We start from the raw sequence: 26,193 nt of genomic DNA, 5'->3' as shown, positions 1-26,193 counted from the left end.
ACAACAACAAGCCATTCGGCAATGGCTCTGAATGAGGGGGTTAGGACAAGATGAAGATCACTTCAGCCAATTAATTGCAGATTTCCCGCCCTGCATTGATCGCGCTCCAACCGCCTCCCGCAGCCCCCATACACTCAACCAACCGATGAAGAAATCCAGCGTGCTCTTGGACACATTGCGTCGTCGTTTTAAGCGTCCTGTCGCCACCGCAATGGCAGTGATTCTTCCTCTCTGGGCCATGCAGGCACAAGGTGCCACGCTCTACTATCAGGGATACGACGGCCCCTGGGATCAGACGACAGCGCAGTGGTCCACCACCAGCAGTCTGCTTGATGCCGTTACGTGGACAAATGGTGATGTGGCCGCATTTTTCAGCCCGCCAGGCGTTGTGACATTAAGCGGACCGCAAACGGCAGGGGGGCTTGTTTTCGGCTCGGATGGTTTTGTCATCACCGGTGATGTGCTGACGCTGAGCTCAGTGGCTGGACTGAATCCTTCTCCGGTCATCTACGTGGCCCCGCAGAAGCGCGCTGAGATTGATTCCGTCATCGCGGGTACATCCGGACTGACAAAAACCGGCAATGGCACGCTGAAGCTGGGAGCTGCCAATACCTTCACGGGAGATGTGGTCATCAACGGTGGTGCTGTTGTCATTACTGACCAGGCTCAGCTTGGTGCGGGCACCAAGGTGATTTCTGTCAATGGTCTGGCCAATACGGGGAATCCGGGCTTCAGCGGCGGCAGCTTGGTGCTGCAAGGAGGCCTGGCTGGCATGACACTCAGCCGCGACATCAGCCTCGCCGGACGTGGTCCAGGCGCAGTGAACAACGGCGGCGCGCTGATCAGCGTGGGCAACAACACGATCTCTGGAAACGTCGTGCTCGGCGGCACAGGATCGCAGGGGAATATTATCTCAGCTTATGGTGTCACGACGATTTCAGGCAGCGTGCAGCTGGGCAACGGCACCACGCAGACCCTGCTTGGCAATGGCAACTTCATCATCTCCGGCCCGGTGACAGGGTATGAAGTGGCCAACGACCGTTTTGCCAAATCGGGCAATGTCTATGGTACGACGCTCTGGCTGCAGAATGCGAACAACAATTTTGGCGAGTCCGTCCGCATTGATTCCGGCACCGTGCGTGTGTCCACCAACACAGCTCTGGGCAACAACACCAGCACCCAGGCTGTGGACCTCAACAACGGCATCCTGGAAGTGCGCACGGACACTCCTGGCGTGGGCAATGCGGACTTCTCGACGAGAAAGATCTTCAACCGTGACAATACGAACACGGGCATCTTTGTCAGCCGTGCCAGCGATGGCAGCGCAATCAACAAAACCGTGACCTTCGGGGAAACACGCGCCACTGGCACCAACACCAACTTCCGCATTACTGGACGAGATGGATTTAACGTGACCCTGCTGGGGCTGAACAACTCCGCCACGGGCATCATGGGGCAGGGCGGTGCCAACAACGCCCTCATTGAAAACAACTCCAACGGCCTGCTCACGCTGGCCACCTCCAGCCTTTGGAACCAGACAGACACCACGGCACGCACTCTGACCATCCAGGGAAATGGAGACACGGTGCTTACAGGTAATCTCACGGCCTCAGGAGCCGCACATGCGGTGACCAAGGCGGGCATCGGAACGCTGACCATCAGGGGGACGGCGAGCAATTTCCTTGGCAGCTTCAATGTCAACGCCGGGACCGTGGCGATCAATTCATTCGGAGCCATCAACAGTGGTGCCAGCGGCGCCCTGCAGCTTAACAGCGGCGCTCTCAGCTACCTGGGGGCTTCCGGCACCGGGGCTGGTGAAATCGTGACCAAGGCGGTCAACCTGACTGGCACGACCGGCTCGGGCATCATTCTGGCCAACCAGTCGGGCTCGGCACCCACAGCGCTGGTGATTGCCAACAACATCGCGGCCACGGGTGGAGGAAGCAAAAACTTCTACCTCGGTGGCACCAGCACCCTGCAAAATGAAATCCAGGGCGTCATTCAGGACAATACCACGACCAACAAAACCTCACTGGTCAAGATCGGCTCCGGTACCTGGCTCTATGATCCTGCTGCCAGCAACTTTGTGACCACGCCAGCAACTGGTGTGACGACGACTGGTGGTGGAGCGGCCCAAAGCAACACCTTCACGGTTTCCAGCACGACGGGTCTGGTGGTGGGACAGACGGTTTCAGGCACCAACATTCCTTCTGGATCCATCATCACGGCGATCAGCGGCAGCACCATCACCATCAACAACACGATCACCACGGCTGTGACATCCAGCACGGCGCTGACATTTGGGGCCGTGACCGGCTTTACAGGCAGCGTCACAGTTGCAGGAGGCACCCTGCAGATCAAAGCGACCGCAGGCAGCGGCAATGGCTCGGATGTAATCAACAATGCGTCTGCGCTTGTTTTCAATGCCGACCCGCTGAACACCAACCAGGTGGCGGGTGGCACCTTTGAATACCTTGGCTTCAGTGGCGGGGCCATCACAGAAACTCTGGGTGCTCTGACCATGACGGCGGGTGCCGGGACCATCAAAATCACCGCTGGTGGTGGTGCCACCGGGCTGATCTTTTCTTCTCTGGCCACACCTTCCATCGGCACGGGCCTGAATGTCATTGGCAACGGCACGGTGACACTGACTGGTGTCGCGACTAGCACCGCCACGACGCTGCCGGGCAATGGGCATATCTATTTCAACGGGTCTGATTTTGCGCGCTCTAACGGCGGGGTGCTGGTGGCACCCGTGTATGGCACGGATGCGGGCTTTGTGATCGCGGGCGCTGGTCTCACGGCCACCAGCCACAACCTCGTCACCGCCAACACCAGCACCGGGGCGCTGACGATCAGTTCCCTGAAGATTCTGGGCAGCCAGACCGTATCGCAGACCGGGCTTCTAACCATCAATGTAGGCAGCAACACCTCCGGGGGCATTTTGCAGACGGGCGGTGCAGGCACGATCAGCGGCACTGGCGTAACGACCAACGGCAACCAGGATCTGGTGGTGCGTGTGGATGGCCTGACGGATTCGCTGCTGATTTCTGCACCGATTACATCCACGACGACCGGCGGTCTGACCAAAAATGGCCAGGGCACTCTGGTGCTGAGCGGTGCGAATGCTGAAACAGGCACCGTCACCGTCAACGAAGGTACTTTGCAGATGGCTGGCTCTGGTCTGCTGGGGGCCACCAACATCAACCTGACCATCCGGCAGGGGGCCACCTTTGACCTCAATGGAGTGAACGTGGGAACCGTGGCCTCTGGCAACAACTCGGTGAATGCGCTCAATGGAGCGGGCATCATCACCAACAGTGCCGCGAGCGGAACGGCCGCCCTGCGCTTTGGCAACAACAACTCCGGCGGCGTTTTCACCGGCCTGATTCAAGATGGTGCCTCGGCGACGGTTTCTCTCGTGAAGGCTGGAAGCGGAACGGTCAGTCTTACAGGCGCTAGCACCTTCAAGGGATCCGTGACGATTCTGGGAGGCAACCTCGACATTCCCAACATCGCTGACATCGGTGTGGCCAGCGGCATCGGCATGGGGGATGCCACCAGTGATGCGACCAACGCCGCCAGCCTTGTCCTCAACGGTGGAGCTCTGCGCTATGTGGGCACCAACTCCGGCGGTGCGGTCACGGCCACGCAGTCGCCTTCGGTAAGCATCAATCGTCTTTTCACCCTGGCAGGGAATGGCACAATCGCATCCTACGGCAGCTATGGAAACCTTTCGGCTTCGCGTGCGAACAACAACGCCACATTGATCTTCAACAACACAGCAGATCTGGCTTTCAGCGGCACAGGGGCCCGCACGCTGACGCTGGATGGTGACTCCCAGGGGGACAATGAGATCGACATCCATCTCATCAACAATCCGAATGGTGGAGGGGCGCTCTCCCTGACCAAGACCAACTCCGGCCTGTGGATTCTCAATCCCGCCACGGCCAACACCTACTCTGGGACGACCTCGATCAACGGCGGTGCGCTACAGGCGGTGGATGGTTTCGGGCTCTCCGGCAGCAGCAATCTCTTGCTCAATGGTGGTGTGTATCAGACCTCCGGGACCTTTAACCGTGCTCTCGGCAGCGGAGCCGGGCAGTTCCAGTTTGCGGCCACGGCCAACGGGGGCTTCTCCTCTGGCTCGTCCAAGCTGACCGTGGACTTTAGCGGGCTGGGCACACCTACCTGGGGCTCGACCGCGGGCTTCCTGGGGGCAGGTGCGCTTATCCTGAACAATGCCACCTCGATCGCCGATGTGGAGATCAAAGGGAATTTCAACCTGGCCCCTGCTGGCAGTGCTGCCTCGCTGACCGTGACGACCACAAACGGCAGCAATGCCATCACTGTCACCACGGGAAACACCACAGGACTGACTGTGGGACAGACGGTGACAGGCACTAATATTCCAGCGGGCTCCTTCATCAGCGCCATCACCGGAACGAGCACCTTTACCATCAGCCAGAATGCAACGGCATCTGGAACGAGCATTACAGCATCAGTGCTGGCGGGTGAATTCCGCCAGATCCAGGTGGATGACAATGGCAGCACCAACCTCGACTTCGCCACCGTCTCAGGAGTGATCGGCGGCACTGGCGGCCTGGGGAAAACGGGCTCCGGCAGCCTCATCCTGGGAGATGCCAATACCTACAGCGGCAAGACCGTCATTCGTCAGGAAGCAGTCTTTGCGACATCCATCGGTGCTGCGGGTGCCACCTCCTCCAGCTTTGGCACCAACGTCTCAGGCGGCGCGCTGCAACTGGGTAACCCGGGCACCAACACCACCGTCAGTCTGATGTATGTGGGGGCAGGTGAGACGACGACACGTGAGATCGATCTGATCGGCACGACCGGCACCCGGCGCATTGATTCCAGCGGCAGCGGTCCGATCATCCTCACCAATGTGGTGAATACGACCGCCACATCCGTGGTGACCACGGGAGGGGACAAGACTCTGGAAATCCGCGGTACGAACACTGATGGCAACATGATTACGTCGGTGCTCGCAGACAATGGTGCGGGGCTGACCACCCCCTTTGGAGGTGTGGGCTCGCTGCGTCTGCTCAAGGCGGATGGAGGTGTCTGGATTTTGAATGCAGCGAATACCTATACGGGCGGCACCCGTGCGGACGGCGGCCTGCTGGGCATTGGGACCTCTGATTCTCTGGGCGCGAACGGCATCGGCGTCTCTGCCGGCCTGGTATCCGCCGCCGTGAGCAACTCCGGCACCATCACGCTTTCCAGCGGTACTACCGCGGGGCTGGTCGTGGGCATGAACGTCAATGGCACCGGCATCGCTTATGGTGACGTCATCACCAGCATTACCAGTGCAACAACCTTCACCATTTCCGCATCCCGCACTATTCCTGCCGGGGCGCAGCTTGTGTTTGGTGGTCTTCTGATGTCCAATGGCGGCATCTTTGCCACTGATCCTGGGGGCTTGACGCTTTCTCAGCCCGTAGTCCTTAACAACAACTCCTCGGCCGTTTTCAGCGGCTCCAATTCCATCACGATCAATAACGATGTGATCAAAAATTCGGGAGGCAATGACCAGACCTTCAGCAACAATCTCGACAGCGGCGCAGTGCTGACCATCAACGGCAACTTCCTCAACTTCCAAAACGGGGCTAATGCCACCCGCACATTCAACGTCCGAGGCAATGGCTCGACGGTGTGGAATGGTGACATCAAGGACAACACCCTTGTGTCCACGTCACTGACGCGTTTCGACATCCGCATCGCAAATACAGCATCATTTACCCTGAATGCCGCGACCACGCTTACTGGCGGCATCTTGCTCGGTCAGGGCACTCTGGTTGTAGGAAATGCCAAGGCTCTTGGGACATCCGCCTCGAACGCCGTTATACTTAATGGCGGCGTCCTCACATCGACCTTGGATCTCACTGGCACCAACAAGGTGATCAATCCGGTGACGATTGCTGGCGACCCCGCCGTCATCAATGGTACGAACAGCATTGAGTTTGGCGCGGCCCTCACGAACAACGGCGGTACGCGTGTGCTGCAGAACGACCTCAGCGGCACAGCAGTGCTGACACTCTCCGGCGGCGTCAATCTTGCGGAGGCGGCCACCAACCGCACCATGGTCATTGCTGGTTCCGGCACGACCAACATCACCAGCGCCATAGTGAACGGCGGCACCGCCACGGCTTCCGCGTTGCAGTTTCAGGGCAATGCGCTGAACCTTTCCGGGACCAACACTTTTGCGGGTGCCTTGACGATCAATCGTGGCACGGTCACCATCAGCGGTAGCAGCGGCAGCGTCAATTCTGCCTCAGGCATTACGTTGAACGCAGGCGGTACGCTGGTGCTGGACAGCAGCGGCGGCAACAATGCCAGCGGCCGCGTGGCCGGGCGTGCGTTCACCTTCAACGGCGGTGCGCTCAACCTTGTGGGCAGCAGCGCCGGCACCACGGAAACGATGGGCAACGCCACGGTGAACAACATCATGGGCACCCTGAGCATGTCAGGTGCGGGCAGCAACACACTGTCCTTTGCCACGGTCAATTTTGCCAACTCAGGCTCCTCCTGGGATCTCAGCGGCATCAGCGGGCTGGGCAGCACGAACAAGGTCAAGATCACCACCTATCAGCAGGGGGGCAGCACCTTCACCAATGCGATTCTGCCGCGCATCTACCTGGCCAACAATTTTGCCGCCTATGACAGCACCAATGGCGTGGTGGTCTTCAGCGCCTACAACAACAGCAACAACCTGAACACCGCCGCCTCCACGGACACGATGAACGTGACGAGCACGGCCAACATCACGGCCTCGCGCACGTTGAACGCCATGAAGATCAATGGCAGCGGCCTCTCCATCACCAGCACTGCCAATAATGTGCTCACTCTGAGCACCGGCTCCGTCATCAGCACCGGCGGTGACAATACGATCGCTGTTTCCCAGCTCAATCTGGGCGGGCAGTCTGGCTACATCCAGGTGCAGGGCGGCACAACTCTGCATCTCACCTCAACCGTGATCAATGGCCAGATCACGAAGGTGGGTGATGGTGTGCTGAGCCTGGAAAGCACCAGCTTCTTCAACAGCACCACCAACGTGATGGGAGGCACTCTGCAACTGAATGCCGGGCTGAACGCCATCTTCCCTGCAGTGAACAGCCTCAACATCGGCATTGGTGCCACGGTGGATCTCAACGGCAGCTCGCAGTATCTGGGAAATCTGACAGGCAGCGGCGTGATGCCGAACACCGCCGGCACCCTGACAAACACCTCTCTGACCGCCAGCACCTTTGTGACAAACGGTGGCGGCACCTTCGGCGGCATCATCTCGGGCGCTATCAACCTCGGACGTGTGGGTGGCAACACGCTGACTTTGGAAACGGCACAGACTTACACTGGCCGCACCTGGCTGCTGGGCGGCACCACGCAGTTGGAAAATGACGCCACGTTGCAAAGCACCTCCGCCATCGACATCAATGGTGCCACCTTGGTCGTCACCAGCAACACCAGCCTGCAGACGCAGAACAATGATCGTATTGGAGACGGCATCGCGATCACCTTGCGGGGTGGTTCCCTGCAAGTGAACGGCCGCGTGAATACAGTGGCCACAGAAACACTGGGAGCCATCACTCTGGCCCAGGGTGCCAACTCCATCCAGGCTGCGACCGGCGGCACCGGCACGGCTGGCGCCTTCTCATCCATAGATCTGACGATTGCCAGCCTGACACGTGCGGCTGGCACGACGGTGAACTTCCAGAACTCCACCGCGCTGGGAAGCATCGGCAATGTGCCGCGAATCGTGTTCACGACGGCGCCGACCACCTATGGTGATGGAGTTCTTGGCGCCTGGGCCATTTCAAATGCGAGCGACTATGCCGCCTACAATGCCACGAATGGCGTAGGCACGGTGGGCAACGGAGGTTTTGCTGGTTATTCGCCGGATTTCGGCAGCGGAAACATCACCGGCATCGGCACGCTGGCCACCGCCCCTCTGACCACGACTCTCTCCGGCACCACGACCACGGGGATGCTGCGCATCGCAGGCAACTTTACCAACAACATCGCATTTACCAACAACTCCAGCGTGCTGAATCTGGAGCTGGGCGGCCTGCTGCGAAGCAACAACGTTTTCGACACCTCCATCGGCACCTCGGCCGTGCGTGGCACACTCACTGCGGGCGGCACAGAGACCAGCGGAACGCGTGAACTGGTGGTGTACCTGAATGCCACGGGCAACCCAACCTTTGGCGGTGGTGCCACGACCAGCGGCTCCGCTGTGATCACCATGAGCTCCACCGTGGGTCTGCAGCCTGGAATGACGATCACCAACGCCGGCCTGCCTGCTGGCACGACGATTGTGTCTGTGGACAGTTTGACCCAGGCGACCGTCAGCATCCCTGCGACAGCGACGGCCACCGGCCAGACCTTCACGGGTGGTTCCTTTGTCAGTGGTGCTACCACGGCTGGTTCTGCCGTCGTCACCATGAACTCCACCACGGGCATCGCCCCGGGAATGACGCTCACCGGGACAGGCATCCCTGCCGGCACCTATGTGGTGTCTGTGGACAGCCCTACTCAAGTGACCCTCAGCCAGGCTGCGACAGCGGCTGGCAGTGCGCTCACCTTTACCGTGGGAGTAAGCAACATGATCATCAATTCGGTCATTGCAGACAATGGCTTTGGCAACAGCGTCTCTCTCGTCAAGTCTGGCACGGGCGTGCTGAACCTCTCTGCCAGCAACACCTACACGGGTGGCACCGTGGTGGATCAGGGAACACTGAATCTGATTGGCAATGGAGTGGTCATCCCGGCTGGTGGGCTGACCATCAATAATGCCGCGGTCACCATGCTGACCAACAGCGGGCAGATTGCCGCAGCGAATGATGTGACGCTGGTGGGCAGCTCCACGCTCACGCTCGCTGGTGGTCTGGGCTTTAACAACACGCTCAAGAGCATCACCTTCAACAACAACGGCGGCTCCGGAACGCCGACGGTCAGCATTCCCACCAACAGCATCCTGACGCTGACATCTTCGACTCCAGTCACGGTGCTCAACAGCAATGCGGCCACGGTGCCGACGATCAGCGGTGGCTTCCTGGCGCTGGCCAGCGGTGCCAATACCTTCAGCGTTCAGGGGCCGACCCTGGATGGCCTGCTTTATACGCAGATCGGTTCTTCACTGAGCATCTCGTCAGTCATCACCGGCACCGGGTCCAGCATACTCAAGACGGACACTGGCCTGCTGCAGCTCAGTGGACAGAACACGTTTGACGGTGGCATGACAGTGCAAAGCGGCGGCCTGATTCTCTCTGCCAACAGCACCTCCACGGTGCCAAACAGTCTGGTCTCGGGCCCTCTTGGCATCGGGTCTGTTTCCTTTGCCAGTGGCACCACACTGCTCGCGGACAACAACAGCCGAACCGTGGCCAATGCCATGAGCTTTGCCGACGCCCCCATCTTTAACAACACCGGCACGAACCTGGTCACTCTGACGCTCAACGGTGCGCTGACTTTTGCCACGCAGACTACAACCGGCTTGGTGGTGAATATTCCGACACCGTTTCTGAATGTGGTGCTCGGTGGCCCGATCGCGAACATCGGCACGATCACCTCTATCGGCGGAACGGGAGCCAACACGATCAGCAAGACCGGCACCGGCAATATCACAGGACTGAACCTGACCGGCCTTGGCAGCACGGTGCCGATCAACATCGGGGCACTTTCCAACGGTGCCTTCTCCATTCTGCATGACGGGGATGGCACGGGCTCCTTCCAGACGATCAATCTGGGCACCATTACCTGGGAGCCTGCAGTGACTGGAACAGCCCTGGCCCTGACCATCGGTCGTGCTGGCACGCAGCTTTATTACCCGCAGGCGGTCAACAAGATCATCGCACCTGCGGCCCTGGTCTCCTCGCAGCTCGGCAATGGCATCAATTTGACCAACAACAACAACTACGGACTGCTCCTGTCAGACAACATCGTCTTCAACACGGTTTCCTCCAATCAGGGACCCACGTTCACTGTGGCCAATGGCAGCACTTCACTGCAGCTTGACGGGCTGATACTCAACGGCCTGCTCACGGGTGGCCCGACTGGCGCGTCTGCTGTGGTGCTGACCAAGGCGGGTTCAGGTGTTCTGACCCTGGGCAACGCGGGCAACTCCTTTGGCGGTGGCGGTTCCATCATCGACATCACTGCAGGCTTGATCGCAGCCTCGTCCGATGGTGCCCTTGGCAATGCTGGCAACATCGTCCGCCTGAGCACCAACAATCTCGGTTTCGGCTTCCGTGCCACTGGGACATTCACCACCTCGCGCACCTTCAACCTCAATTCAGCTGCAGCTGAATTTGAAGTCACGCAGGGCAATACGCTGACGCTGAACACCGCCTTTACTTTTGCCTCGGCCAACAACGCCTTGAGAAAATACGACCTCGGCACGCTCGTGCTCACCCAGCCTGAGACGGGCTGGAATGGCGTCATGTTTGTGCAGCAGGGCATCCTGAGAGTTTCCAACGGCGCGCAGCTGGGCAATGCATCTTCCACCACGGCATCCACCGCCACGACCGGGGCTTCCGGTCAGGCGGTGCTCACGCCCGCCGGCGGCACGGCCAACTACGGGGTCGGTCAGCTGGTCACTGGTGCTGGCATCCCTGCCGACACGATCATCAATTCGATCACGGCAACGACGATCACGCTCAGTCAGAACATCACCTCCGCCAATCCCACCATCACCTCGTCTGCGGGCGGCGTCGTCCTTGGCAATGTGGGTGCCGCCCTTGAGCTGACCGGAGGAGTCACCGCGGCGGATTCGATCTTTGTCAACGCCAGCAACAATGCCACCAGCGCCGGCATCAATGGAGCAGGTGCCATCCGCAGCACAGCGGGTGTGAACACGGTTTCCGGGCAGATCATCATCGCAACCTCGACCGCCGACAATCAGATGCGTGCGGTGACCCTGGCGGCCGATGCAGGCTCCACGTTGAACATCACCGGCGGTGTGCTGGCCCAGGTGGGCACGGCGGGCACCAACCGCCACTCCTGGGTGGGGCTGGGTGGTGCAGGCACCATCAACATCACCACCAACGGATTCACCAACACTGGAACCTTGGGCATCTTCCAGCTCAACAAATACGGCACCGGCACCCTGAATCTTCAGGTGGCCAATGCCTTCTCCGGACGAGATATCATCGTGAAGCAGGGCACGCTTTCCATGAACGGCGCAGGCACCTTTGGTGCCCTGGGCACCGGCCAGGGATCGACACGCGCCGTCATTGTGCATGATGCCGCCACCCTGACCTTGGACAACACGGGCACCAACGTGAGCAACCGTCTGGGTAATGCCACGCTGTCATTCCAGGGCTCTGACTTCGTCTTGCTGGGCAGCAGCAGCGCCACCACCACGGAAAACACCACCGGCACTCTGACCTTCAATGCAGGCGCGACGGTCTTTACCCTCGATGCCGGCACCGGACAGCAGCTGAACTTCACCACGGGTGCCGTCACGCGCAATGCGGGCTCCACGCTGCTCATCCGTGCGGATGGCTTTGGCAGTGCGGCAGGTGCTAATGTGGCCACCATTCAGGGCAGTGGCACCGCCTACGCGTTTACCGGCCAGCTGGGCGGCACGGGTTCCACCAACAAATCAATCCTGCCCTGGGCTTTTGGAAATAATCTCAGCCTCTCTGGTGATGCGTTGGGCTTTGTGACAGCGGACTCTGCCGCTTCCGGTGCCAACACGGGCACCAACCGCCTCCGCCTTCTCAGTGCGTCTGAGCAGGTCACAGGTATCACGGCACCGGTCACACTCAATGCCTTTGAAAACCTGAACCTCTCAACCGCCGTCTCTGGCGCGACCACCTACAACATTCTCAATGCCTGGCAGGTGAACTCCCTGCAGCTCAGCAGCGGCGGCAGCCTCTCCATCGACAGTCATCTGCGAGCCTTCACCATCGAGAGCGGCGGCCTGCTGGCGCTGGCTGGAAACGGTGGCATCAGTGGCAACGGCTACCTGACCACTCTCTCCAACCGCGAACTGATCATCTACAATGCCGGTGATCTGAACATCGGGGTGGCCATTGCAGGAACCAGCGGCGGCCTGACCAAGTCTGGCAGCGGCAAGCTCACTCTGACAGCTGGCAATGTCTTTACCGGAACCGTCACGCTCAATGACGGCACCCTCAAGCTGGACGGCGGAGACCAGACCATCCTGCCCAACCAGGCGCTGCAGCTTCTCGGCGGGTATCTTGACCTCAACGGCAACGTGCAGAATTTCAATTCTGTTCAGGCCCAGACGGGATCACTGGCGGTCAATGACGGCTTTGCTGTAAACACGGGTGGTGTGGTGATCAACACCTCCGCTTCACAGGCCACCCTGGGGATCACCACGGGCAACGTGAGCTTCCGCGGCAGCATCGGAAGCAGCAACCCCGCTGAAAGCAACATCGCCGTGGTGCGCTCTCAGAGCGCTGGTGCCACGACGGACTGGAACCTCTACAGCAACAACACCTACACGGGTCCCACGCTGCTCAATGGCGGTCGCACGCAGCTGATTGACGGAGGTGCGCTCAGCGGCACGTCCTCCATCGAGCTCTCCAATTCTACATTGCTGGTCTCTGCCAGCAACACCAGCACCGAGCCAGTCAGCCTCACCGACCGCATCAATGACGCGGCCATGATCACTCTGAACGGTGCCATGCTGCAGTGGCGCAGCCGTGCGGCGCTCTACACCACGGAGCAGCTCGGCGCAGTCAAGATCGGCTACGCCAGCAGCATCATTGATTTTGCCGAGCCGGGCACAGGTGTGAACCAGTCTGACGTTACCATGGCCAGCCTGATCCAGGTGGCAGGGCAGCACGGTACGGTGCGCTTCCTGAACATCGACGGCAATCTCTCCGCCCTGCAGCGCCTGTTCATCAGCAACATCAATGGAGTGGCCACCACCAACCTCGGTGACGGCCTGACCAACAACATCATCGGCGGCTGGGCCACGTTTGAGCGTGAATTTGCCACCTATACTCCCAGCGAAGGTCTGGCTGGTCTGACCAACAACGGTTATGCAGGCTACTCCCCCAACAGCATCTTTACTGCCACGGCTACAGACAACATCCGCATCCTTCTGCCAGTGGCAGGCTCCACGACGACGCTCACGGCAGACACCACGCTCTATACGCTGAATCTGCAGGCCAACACAGGTGCCACTGGCAACAGCACCCTGGACCTGGGCGGCAAGACTCTGACGGTCGCCAGCGGCGGCCTGATCGCATCCCCCATCGCTACTACGGCCTCGGCCAACAGCATCAGCATCGTCAATGGCAACCTGACGGCCGGCACCACCTCCAGTCCGGCGGACCTCTACCTGCATGCCCTGAGCTGGCTTAACAACCAGGCGGACAATACCGGTAATGCGGACGTCACCTTCTCCGCCAACATCACGAACAACTCCGCTGGTGGTGCAGTGACGCTGGTGATCGATGGCAACAACGGCCGCGGCACTCTTGCGGCCACGAATGATGTTTTTATCACTGGTGTGAACACCTACACGGGGGGTACTTACGTCAATTCCGGCCGTGTGGTGCTCAACACCACGGGCGCGGACGGAGTCAGCACCACCGCCACAGGCACGGGAGATGTAACAATTGCAGGCGGCTACAGCAGCAATCCGGGCGTCTTCTCCGACCGCAACACCCGTGTGGTGCTTGGGGCTGCCAGCCAGATCAAAAACACAGCCACTGTCACGATTATGGGTGGAGCCACGCTGGACCTGAATGGGTTCAACCAGCGCGTGGGAGGCCTCGTCTTCAACAACAACGGTGGTGATTCCCCCACAGTGACCACCGGCACGGGCAACCTCATCCTCGGGGGCAACGTGCAGGCCAGCGGGCAGAACCTGGGCTCCGTAGCCACCATCAGCACCACGGGCTCCGGCAGCATCAATCTCGGCGGCAGCACCCGCACCTTCACCGTGGACCCGGTGCAGTGGAACGGTGAAAGCCTGAACTACCTGCTGCCAAATCTCAATGTCTCAGGAAACGTGGTGGGAACCGGCTCCGAAGGCATCATCAAGGATGGCACAGGGCTGCTGCAGCTCAGCGGCCAGAGCACCTTCACCGGCGGTGTCAATCTCACTGCGGGTGGCATCGCCATCGGTGCCAGCACCAATGTGACCTCCCGCGACTCTGTCACTGGTGTGGCCAGCATCTTCTCCAGCGGGCCGCTCGGCACCGGAGTGCTGACCCTCAGTGCAGGCACCTTCCTGACCTCATCCTCCTCTGCAAACATCGTCAACAATGACTATGTGACTGCTGGGAACTTCTCCATGAAGGGGAACCAGAGCCTGACGCTCAACGGGGCCACGACGCTGCCCAGCGGTGCCACCACTATTACGGTGGACATGTTGCTGACCAACCTGACAATGAACGGCATCATCTCCGGAACAGACAACACCTCCGCGCTTATCAAAGCAGGGCAGGGAACTCTGACCCTGGGGAACAACAACACCTTCCAGGGCGGCATTACCCTCAATGGAGGCAATCTCGTGCTCTCGGGCCTGAATGGCGGCTTTGCCTCGCCGATCCCAGGGGGTGCCGCCTTGATCAACAGCAGCAATGCACTTCTCAGCCTGCTCAACAACGGCGGTGGTAACGGCACCGTCATCACCTACAACAATGACATCACGCTTGCCGGCGCCATCAGCGGAGCTGGTCTGACGATTGGCAACAACGGTGCCAACACCAATAACGTGATGGAAGTGGCCAACCTGAACATCGCAGGCGGGCAGACATTGGATGTCAGCAGCGCAAACGGCTACCAGCTGCGCCTGCTTAATGTCAACACCACGGGCGCTGGCGCCGCACGGCTGAACCCTGCGCTGGGCACGACGATCTACGTCTTCAATTATGGATCGGTCAAACCGGTGAACGTTGGTCTTGGTACGGTCATCTTCCCTGAGATCCCCACCATCAATACCACGACCCCGCTGGCCAATGGCAGCATCCTTACGGGGCTGAATCCGGTGGTGCCGCAGGCAGCCACGCTCAGCACACTTCCGGGAGATTATGTGTCTGGCGGTCTCTCGGCCAGCTACTACCAGTTTGCCACCTCGGTCGCCATCAATTCTGCCATCGCATCAGGCGCCGGCGCCTCCGGCACATTTGCCCAGGTGGGCCTTGGTGACATGGGCGGTTTTGTTCATCCCATCGGAGTCACCAGCACCAACTTCAACGGCGGCATCTCCGTGCAGAACGGCTATCTGCAGATCGTGACGGGTGGCAGCTACACCTTCCGCACGGCGGCTGACGACAGCTCCATCCTTTACATTGATGGCAAGGCCATCATCTCAAACGCCACTGGTGGCGCGGCTGAGTCTGCCACCGGCACCACGGTGTTTCTCAGCGCGGGCTATCACAGCATCGTGTTCAAGCAGCAAAATGCCTCCGGTTCCACCAACGCCGGCGGTTTCCATGTGCTCTACTCCGGACCGGATACGGTGAGTGACCAGGGGGCAAACACCACGATGGGCAATTTCCAGGCCATACCCGCCTCCAGGCTGTATTCTGCGGGACTCAGCCTGGCCACTTCTGGTAACGGCTATCTCACTGCGGCTCAGCTCACCGGCGGCTGGAATCTGGCCGGTGGTGACAGGGCCACCGTGGACACCCTTGGCTCTGTGCTGAACTCCACGATCGACACACTTTCGATCGGTAATGGCAGTGCAGCCACTCCCTCCATCCTCAGCATTGTGAGCGGAACGGGCGGCAGCATTGGCACTGGATGGTTTGGTGTCACAGGCACCACCACCATCGGCTCCAATACGATTCTCAATGTGGGGCTCAATTCCACCAGCGGAGCCGGCATGCTCTACCTCATCGGAGGAGTCAGTGATAGTGGAAATGGATTCGTCAAGACGGGCTCCGGCAGCCTTATCTTGGGGAACAGCAGCGCCTTCTCCGGAGGTCTCACCATCCAGGCGGGCACGCTTGTCGTCGCTGGAGCCAATGCTCTGACCAGCGGCACCACCACCATTGCGAGCAGCAGTGCCACCGTCACTTCTGGAATCACTTCCGGCTCCACTCAGGTGACCATGTCCACCACGGCCGGTCGCAGTGTAGGCGAGCTGGTCATCGGCACTGGCATCCCTCAGGGTGCCTTCATCACACGCATTGTGAATGGCACCACGGTGGAGATTTCAGACGCGGCCACGGCCACCAATGCCTCTTTGAGCGCTGTCTTTGCCACCGGAGCCACGCTGGATCTGAATGGCACCACGGGTGTCACCGGCTCCATCGTTCTCAATGGCACGGGTCAGGTGAATCCGACCACTGGCACCGGCACCTCGCTGACCACGGGTTCCAACGTGAACAACATGCTGGGTGGCGCAAATGCCGCCCTGTGGAACAGCAGCCCCAATGCTGCCAGCGTGGTGGGAGCCATCACCATCAACAGCAACAATGTGCAGATTGGCGGGCAGGGGGATATCACGCTGAGTGGCGCGATCACAGCCAGCGCGTCCAATCCGTTGACCAAGATCAGCGGCAATACGCTGACCCTCACCGCGGACAACTCCACGACACTGCTTGGAGCCATTGCGGTGAATTACGGCACGCTCAAAGTGGGCAATGCCAATGCCCTCGGTGCCACCACTGCAGGAACGACAGTGGCCAGTGGAGCTGTGCTGGATCTCAATGGTTTCTCCATCGCGGAACCGCTTACCGTTTCCGGCACGGGGTTGACCAATTTCGGCCTGGCCGTCAACAGCCTGGGGTCTCTCATCAATACCTCAACCACCGCCGCCACCCTCTCCGGTGCCGTGACACTGGCTGCGAATGCAAGCATCGGCTCAAGCGGATTCAATCCGCTGAGCGGTGTGACCGAAGGGGACATCCAGGTGGATGGCGTGATCAGCGGGAATTTCACCCTTACCAAGGTCGGCACCGCCAAGCTCATCATCACCAACGGCGGCAACACCTTTGATGCCACCAATGTGAATCAAGGCACTGTCATTGTGCGTGGCAATGGACGTCTGGGTGATGCCGGAACCGTCACCATCAACGGCAGCGGCTACAGCTCCGGAGTGATGGGCAGCCAGCTGATCTTGGACAACACCACCACCGCCAGCAGCACCCGTCTGGGCGGGCGTCCTGTGGCGCTGACCGGCGGCCTGCTGGAAATCGACGGCAATTCCACCACGGCGGTGAATGAAACACTGGCCACTGATCAATCGATCTCCATCAACAACCTCTACAACATCATCACGCTCGTGAACAACGGCGCCAATGTGCGTGCCAGCACCACGGGCTCTGGAACGCTGACGCGTGTGTCCAATGGCACTGTGTTTATCCGTGGCACCAATTTGGGATCTGCCGCACCGGCCGCGAACAACACCAACATCATGCTGGCTACGGCACCGACCTTTACCGGCCAGAGCAGCAGCACGAACGGCAGCAAAAACATCCGCGTGCTGAGCTGGGTGGTTGCAGATCCGTCCGCCACTGGAGACGGCACCAGCGCGAACGCCACCTTTGCCACCTACGACGCCACCACGGGTATCCGTCCGCTGAATCTCACCACGGAAATGGACACCACCTTCACTGCGAACAACAACATTCGCCTGATCGGTGCGCTCACCTCGGGTGCTGATGCCACTGTTTTCAGCAACACCCTGGTCAACTCGCTGACCTTTGAAAGCGGCGGCAGCCTGACCATCAACGCCCTGAGAAACGTAACGGTGGACAGCGGCGGTATCCTGGCCAAGGCCAGCGCCACGATTTCTGGCACGGGCTCCCTGACCGCCACCACCGCGAACAACCTCTCCATCTTCACCATGGGCAGCGGCACGATTCTGGAGGTGGACGTTCCATTGGGCGGATTGTATGGCGCTGCCTCCACTGGCGGCCTGACCAAGAGTGGAGACGGTCAGCTGATGCTCAATGCCCAGAACAACTACATCGGCGAAACCCGCCTGAACCTTGGCACGCTTCAGATTGGATCTGCAGCCCCTGCGAATAATCCGCTCTTCTTCCGCTTCACCGAAGCGCCTGCTCCCACCACCACCGCCACCACGTTGCGTGCTGATAACTTTGTGGTGCAGCAGGGGTCTGTCTTCGATCTCAATGGCCATAACCAGGTGGTGGGATCTCTGGCCAGCACTGTCACGCAGCCAGGAGGTGGTGGCATCATCACCAACATGGCTGCTGGCTTTGCCAATTTCCATACTCTGATGACTGCCAGCTTTACCTTTGCCGGAAGCATCAATGACAATCTGAATTTTGTCCGCAGTGGCGGCAATACACTGACCTTGACGTACAACAGCAACTACTCTGGAAGCACCCTGCTCATGGGTGGGGTCACGACTCTGCAGGATCAGGGACGGCTCTCCGGCGGCGGCACCATCACGATCAATCGTGCTGTGCTGCGCTGGGATGACAGCGGCATTCAGGCGCTGAGCAACCGTCTTTCCACCTCGAGCTATGCGATGAATGCAAACTCCAGCAACATCATCCTCAACGGTGGTGCGCTGTATTACGTCGGACGCGGTGGGGCAAATACGGTGGCCACCTTTGGCGATCTCACGCTGGCATCGAATGCGTCCTTTGTGCAGGTCAACGTTGGAAACAGCAACGTGGGAACCGCCACGATGTCTTTTGGCTCTCTGATCCGTCAGGGCACCGCCTCGGTGACTTTCTCCACGGCCAACGGAGGTCTGGGAGACAATCCGTTCATCACCTTCGCCACGGCGCCGACTCTTACCAATGGCATCATTGGAGCCTGGGCCACGGTCATCACTTCCACCCCCAGCAGCGGTGCGGCCTTTGCCACCTACGATCCGGCCACAGGCGTCCGCCCGCTTGCCTCCTACATGCAGACAAGCAGCTTTGCCACCTCCACAGCTAACGACAATCTGCTGCTGCGAGACGGCACTGGCATCGCCGTTACAGCCGGGGGAGCGGCGGTCAATACTCTGACTTGGAACGGTCTCACTGTGGCACGCACCCTGACCTTTACGAATGCCAACGATGTACTGACGCTGACTGCGGGTGGCCTGCTGGGTGGTACTGAAAACTTCAGCAAGACCATCGGCACCACCGCTCTCCCAGGCGTCATCACCACAGGCGCACCGCAGCTCTACATCAGCAATGCTGAAAACTTGCTGCAGATCAATTCCGTCATCACCGGCAATTTTGATCTCATCACCACGGGTCTGGGCCGTGCCGATCTGGCGCCAGAAATCACGTTTGGCAACGCCAATACCTATGTGGGCACCACCTATGTGAATGGTGTCATCCTTAATCTTAGCAACGGCACAGGCAGCGGCAATGCCATCACCGGAAACCTCGTCATCTCTGGCGGCACCACAACAAGCAACGGTGCCTTGTCAGACTCCGCCCCGATCACTGCATCTCGTGTGATTAATCGCGGGTTCAGCGATCAGATCGCAGACAGTGCCACTGTGACCGTCAACGGTGGCGGCATGTGGGCACTGAACGGCTACAATGACACCGTGGCCAATCTCGTTTTCACCAGCGATGGCGGCAGCAATGGCAATGAAGGAGCCCGCGTGGAGACTGGCACAGGCGTGCTCACGCTGACGGGCAATATTTCTGCCAGCAACCTGCAGCAGCTCGGAGTCATTCCTTTGCTCACCGGGAATGTGAACATGACCGGCACCCACACTATCACGGTTGACACGGTGGCAGCCAGCGTGGTCAGCGGCAACAGCCAGATCGGTCTGGCTCTGAACACGAATTTCGTGGGGGGCACCACCAATCTTCAGAAGCTTGGTGCTGGCGTGCTGGCGATCGGCGGGCAGGGCAATCCCAACACCCTCGTCAATGTGGACGTCATCACGGGCACCTTGGTGCTGACAGGAACAACCTCCTACACACGCATGGCCATCACCGTGGAATCCGGCGCTACGCTGGACATGCGCGGCCAGACCAACCTCGCCGTCGGGTCTGTCACTGGTTCAGGTACGATCCGCAACTTCAGCCCCAACTCGGGAGGGACGCTCGTCCTGGGCTTTGACAATACGAATGCCGCATTTGACGGCATATTCACGAGCGACTTCACCAGCGGACTGCTGAACGTCACCAAGGCCGGCTCTGGCAGCTGGACGCTCACGGCGGACAACAGCACTCAGCTCATCGGCAATCTGGCCATCAACGCGGGCAGCGTCATTCTGAGCGGTGTCACTGCCAAGTCCGGATTCAGCGCCGTGCTGCTGGATGAAGGCGGCACTCTCACGCTCGACAACAGTGTCAATGTGCTCAATGACCGTCTCGGTGGAGCCACGGGCATCAGTGGTGGCCGCACGCTGAGTATGCGCGGTGGCGTGCTTAATTACATCGGCAGCAGTGCATCGAATGTCTCAGAAAGCCTGGGCACCGTGACATTCCTTGAAGGCCAGAGCCAGTGGAATCTGACTGGCAGCTCGAACCGCACGGTCATCAACATCTCCGCACTTAGCGTGTCCAACACGGGCAACCGTGGCACGGGGGTCATCAATGCAGGTTCAGCGATTCTTGGCGGTCCGATTGGGGCTGGATCGGTGAATATTGTGCCTGCAGCTGCCAATCTGACTGGTGGCGGTGGCGGCCCAGGCACGGTCACCATGAGCATCCGTCCGGATCTTATCGGCATCGACAGCACAAACACGACCGGCGGCCTCGTCACGAGCGTGACCAGCACCGGAATCCGTCTGCTGACTGCGGCTGAGTACCAGACGCTTCCTAGCACGGGCAGCGGTCTCGGGGCGGTGGTGGCAGGTGTCACCAGCAATGGCAGCAACGTGGTTCAATTCTCAGACATCACCGGTCTTGTCACGGGGCAGAGCCTGGTGGCGGCGGTCAATGGCATCACCGCCAACAGTCTTGTCAATGCCCTGGGAACTAACACACTCACCTTTGGCAGCTCGGCCACCAGCTCGGCGGTGGGTCGCTTTAACTTTAGTGTGCCTGCCACGGCCAACGTCAGGACCGGGGCTTTGACACAGCTCTATCAGGCCACAACGGTCAACAGCCTCACGCTGGACAGTGGCGGCGGGCTGATTTCCAATGGCAACCTCATGAATGGCACCAGCAGCCCGCTGGGCCTTGACTACGGCATTGCTGGCACGCTCAACACACTGACCATCACCAGCGGAGCACTCGTGGCAAACGTTGGCAATGTGGGCATCAGCAATGGCGCGCTCACCGCAGGCGGCTCACTGCTGATCCTGCACACTCTTGGAGACCTTGCCATCAGCAGCTCCATCCTGGGCAGCGGCGGCATTGTCAAAGCAGACGACGGCATGCTGACACTCAGCGGCTACAGCTACAATACCGGAGCTACTTTCGTGAATGCCGGCACACTGAAGCTCAATGCCGGCGCAAACACGCTGCTCGTCGCACCCACGGCCACCGTTGCCACGCTGGCAGATCTCGTGGTCAATGCGGGCACCTTTGACCTCAACGGCTACAACCAGGCCGTGCGGCAGATCACGGTCACGAACAACAACCTCCTGCCTAACTCAGGCGGCTCCATCGTGAACACCAGCGCCACCACGGCCACGCTGTTCACTGCCCAGACCGGCAGCACCACCTTTGCAGGCGTCCTCGGCGGCACTGGCGGCAACAACTTCAATGTGGACAAGACTGGCAATGCCACATGGACGCTCACCAGTGCGGCCACCTACACGGGATCCACCACGGTGCGGGCCGGTACTCTGCAGCTCCAGGACAGCGCCTCCATCCAGAACACCTCGGCCATCAATGTCAATTATTCCACCCTCACGTGGAATGACACCGGCATCTCTTCGGTGCTGAACCGCTTTGGCTCGGCGCCCATCACGCTGACCGGGGGCACCATCTCCATCCTCCCGCGTCAGGAAGGGGAGATCAACAACACCTTTGGCACAATCACTCTGAACGCCGGTGTCAATATCTTCAACTTTGCCACGCCGGAACGCGGCGGCGGTTTCAACATCACCTCCCCAAGCCTGACGCAGCTGAACAGCTCCATCTTCTACGTCGTCAATGGCAGCTTCCAGATCGGCCGCAGCCCGCTGAGCGTGGAAGGGGGCCAGGGACCGACGATGGTTTTCACCACCGCTCCGACCCTGATCAACAGCATCATCGGCGGCTGGGCCATCTACCAAGGCACAGACTACCTGACCTACCTGCCCACACAGGCTGCCGCTGGTGGGCTGGGTGTGGGGGTGCTGGGAGACACGGGTGCAGGCTTTGCCAACTACAACACCAACAGCACCATCACCGCCACGACCAACCTGAGCGGTGCTGGTGCGACCAACAACGTTAAGTACGTCACCACGACCAACAGCATCAATTTCAACATCAGCGCCGCCTACACCGTCAACTCGCTGGTGATCAACAGCACCCAGTCAGCCACCCCGCTGACCTGGACCACTGCCACGGATCTGCTCACGCTCACCAGCGGCGGCTTCCTGAAAACCGGCAATGCCAACTTCTCCCTTGGTGGCACGCTTGATTCCGGACGTGTCACTACAGGCACGGCCTCGCAGACCCTGTATCTCTACAACAATCAGGCTGCGCTCACGCTCAATGCACGTGTGGTTGATAATGGAAATCCAGTCACCCTGGTACTGGCCACGGCCAATGGCGGTACATTCGTTCTACCAAACCCGAATCAGAGCTACACAGGCGGCACTATCATCAACAGCGCCACCACATCCATCACAGCCACCACGGCTGGCACCGTGATCCCGGCGGGCGGTCTTACCATCAACAACGCAGCGGTGAACTTCAGCGGTGGCAGCACCACAGTCTATGGCCTGATTGACTCTTCAAATGTCATCACGCTCAATGGCGGCGCCACGCTGACCTTCCCGAATTACACGGCCAGCGGCACCAACACCTTCAACAGCATTGTCTTCAATGACATGGGCGGCACCACCACGCCTCTGCTTGCACTGGGTGCTCCTGGAGCTGGCACCACCGCCAGGGTTGTCCTGAGTGCAGCCAATGCCATCACAGTGGTGAATGACAACCTGGGCACCACGCCCACGATTAGCGGCACCTACACATCCGGCACGCAGTTTGCGTCCTTGGAATTCAGCAATGCCAATCCGGTGATCAATGTCTCCGGCCTGTCTCCGATGGGACTCATCATCAGCGCCGCCATCACCCAGAATGCGGGCATGACCGGAGCCATCTCCAAGACGGGCTCCGGCTCCCTGGTGCTCAACAGTGGCAGCAGCAACTGGACCACCGGATTCAATCTGAATGCGGGTACTCTCATCCTCGACGCCGCCACCACAGGCACACCTCCCGCCATCACCAGCGGTCCGCTTGGCACGGGCACGCTGACGATTGCGGATGGCACCACCATCCAGGCTGGCACTGCGGCGCGCGTCATTGGAAACGCTGTGACGGTGAATGGAGGCTTCACCTTTGGTGGTACCGCCAGCACGCACAACCTGACCCTCAGCGGCACGGTGAATCTCGGCACGGCAGCACGTACCATCACCGTCTCCAGTCCGCAGGTGACGGCCACCCTCAGCGGCAAGCTCACCAGCGGTGCAGGGTCTGGTCTGACCAAGGCTGGCGATGGCACTCTGGTGCTCTCCGGTGCTGGCAATGACTATACGGGAGCCACAATCGTAAGCGGCGGTCTGCTGAAATATGGAGCCACCAACGCCATTCCGATACTCTCCGCTGTGTCTGTGCTTGCTGGTGCCACACTGGACATCAATGGCGGCGGCAGCACGGTCACCTTTGCCTCTCTCTCCGGCAGCAGCAGCACCACGGGTGGCCTGATCACCACCTCCGCCACCAGCGGCACCGTGACACTCATTATAGGCGATTCCACCAGCACCGCTTTCGGTGGTGCCATCACCAACAACGTGGGCTCCACCCTCAACCTCGTCAAGGTGGGCACGGGCACCCTCACTTTGGGCGGACCCAATAGCTACAGCGGCAGCACTACCATCAATGCGGGCGGCATCACCACGGCGGCCAGCAATGTGATTCCGGACACCACAGCGGTCACCGTGGCTTCCACCACTGCCTCCAGCACCGTGACGCTGGATCTCAATGGCAACAACGACGCCATCGCCTCCCTGACGTATGCAGGTGCCGCTGGCAGCCTGGGTGTGGTGCAGACAGGTGCGGGCACCCTGACCCTGCTTGGCAACGTGACCTATGATGCCACCAGCAATCCCGGTGCCGCGTCTCTCTCCGGCAAGGTGAATCTCGGTGGTGCCACCCGCACCTTTAATGTGGGCGACAGCACGGGCACCACGCAGGAGCTCACCGTCAGCGCCGTCATCTCCGGAACTGCTGACACGGATGGTGTGACGAAAACCGGCGCAGGTACTGTGGTCTTCTCAGGGGCCAACACTTACGCTGGAAAGACGGCGGTAAATGCCGGCACGCTCAGCATCTCGGCAGACAACAACCTTGGTGCAGCTCCGGCTTCTGTGGTGGCGGATCAGCTCTCCATTAACGGGGGAACGCTGCAGACCACAGCTGACGTCAGCATCTCCAGCAACCGCGGCATCACCGCGGGCGCAAGCGGTGCCACATTCGAGACGGCGGCCAGCACCACCACGACCGTCAGCAGCGTCATCACCGGTGCTGGAGACATCAGCAAAACAGGCGCGGGTACGCTGCTGCTGAACGCCATCAACACCAACTCCGGGGCCATCAACGTCAATGCAGGCACGCTGGGTGGCACGGGAGTGGTGGGCGGAAATCTGAACATCAACAGCGGAGGCACATTGGCACCGGGTGTTGCAGTTGAAGGATTGCTCACTGTGGGTGGGAACCTCACCATCAACAGCGGCGGTACCCTGCTCATGCAACTGGGTGGTGCATCACTCAATGATGCTGCTTCCATCCAGGGCAATGAAAGCTCTCTGGATACTCTCAGCCCCTCCATCATCGCCACCTGGGAAAGCGCCAGCACGAGTCTGCATGACCACATCGTTATCAACGGAGCCAATGCGCCGGTGATCGATGGCACGGTCAAGATCGACTCCACCTTCCTGAATGGCTACACACCCGTCTATGGGGATGTGTTTAACCTGCTTGACTGGGCCAGCCTCAGCAGCGCCTCCGGTGCCACCAGCTTTGACTACACCGGTGTGGTCCTCGGGGGCGGACTGGCATTTAATTCCCAGCTTTTTGCCAGCAACGGCATCATCGTGGTGGTGCCTGAACCGGCCCGCCTGCTTCTGCTCATGCTTGGCCTGTTCGGCCTCTGCATGCGCCGCCGCCGTCGCATGGCAGAGGATTGATGGTGCTTTTCACCTGGAGGTCAGGTGCTTGATGTGTGTGCTCCCACGGGTTTGGCAGACTCGTGGGAGTTCTGCGTTCCCATTCCTTCTTCAACACGCTCGTGCCAGGATGTCCTGAATTTCAGCTCCGCGTGGTGTCAGATCTTGGAATGTCTTTTTACTGCTTGGACACAGTGTTTCCGTATCATCCTATGTCGGATGATCTGCACCGTTGTTTTTCGGGGCTGACGACTGCGTTACAGCCCCTGGCTGCATCACCGTTTACTTTTGACGGTCTGAGGTGGTCTTCTGCCCCTCAGCCCAGCGGATGGCAAAGTAGGCCAGCTCTCCGCTCTCGTTCATGCCCAGCTTCGTGCGGATGTTCATCTTGTGCACATCCACAGTCTTGGTGCTGATGCGCAGTGCTTCGGCTATCTGGCCGGTCGTTTTCCCCTGGCCGATGAGCACAAACACCTCAAACTCGCGGTCACTAAGTTCAGAGATGGAATCTTTGGGCTCGGCGGAGTGGCCGGAAGAGAACGCCTTGAGGATTTCTTCGGACATCTCCTCGCTGACGGCAATGCCACCTGCCGCCACACGATGTAGTGCCTGCTCCAGATCTTTCTGAGGCGCACTCTTCATGACGTAGCCCCGTGCTCCGGCCTTGAGGGCGCGTTGCGCGTAGAGTTTCTCATCATGCATGGAGATGGCGATCATGGGCATCTTTGGGCGCAGGAGGCGGAGATCCTTGATCAGTTCCAGTCCTGAGCGGTCTGGCAGTGAGATGTCCACCACCAAAACATCCGGCGTGTCTTCGTCCACTTTGCGCATGGCTTCGGAGGCATCTCCCGCCACCCAGGCAAAGGCGAGATCGGTGGCGTTTTCGACAAAAAGGCGCCAGCCTTCACGCATCATGGTATGGTCATCCACAATGGCTACACGGGTGACGTTCGAGGGCGATTTTACTTTCATGGGCGCGTTGG

At 59.9% G+C, this 26,193-nt stretch carries 2 protein-coding genes; one reads left to right on the top strand and one right to left on the bottom strand.

The genetic code is table 11. The annotated features are described in order from the left end of the window. Nucleotides 1–211 precede the first annotated feature (211 nt). Nucleotides 212–25,231, top strand: a complete 25,020-nt coding sequence (locus HNQ65_RS13015; protein WP_221306153.1) for a beta strand repeat-containing protein — start codon at nt 212–214, stop codon at nt 25,229–25,231. 261 nt (nt 25,232–25,492) lie between these two features. Here HNQ65_RS13015 and HNQ65_RS13010 read toward each other — a convergent pair whose 3' ends face one another. Beyond that, nucleotides 25,493–26,182: a response regulator transcription factor gene (locus HNQ65_RS13010; protein ID WP_184339979.1), complete on the bottom strand. Its 690-nt coding sequence runs from the start codon at nt 26,180–26,182 to the stop codon at nt 25,493–25,495. Between the last annotated feature and the right edge of the window lie 11 nt (nt 26,183–26,193).

The sequence above is a fragment of the Prosthecobacter vanneervenii genome (assembly GCF_014203095.1).
GTDB classification, from domain to species: Bacteria; Verrucomicrobiota; Verrucomicrobiia; order Verrucomicrobiales; family Verrucomicrobiaceae; genus Prosthecobacter; species Prosthecobacter vanneervenii.
The sequence above is the reverse complement of the archived record's forward strand: the minus strand, read 5'-3'. Positions and strand labels throughout refer to the sequence as shown.

Coding starts and splice junctions, on each gene's coding strand:
- HNQ65_RS13015 (WP_221306153.1), top strand. CDS start 212: ATGGCAGTGATTCTTCCTCTCTGGGCCATGCAGGCACAAGGTGCCACG.
- HNQ65_RS13010 (WP_184339979.1), bottom strand. CDS start 26,182: ATGAAAGTAAAATCGCCCTCGAACGTCACCCGTGTAGCCATTGTGGAT.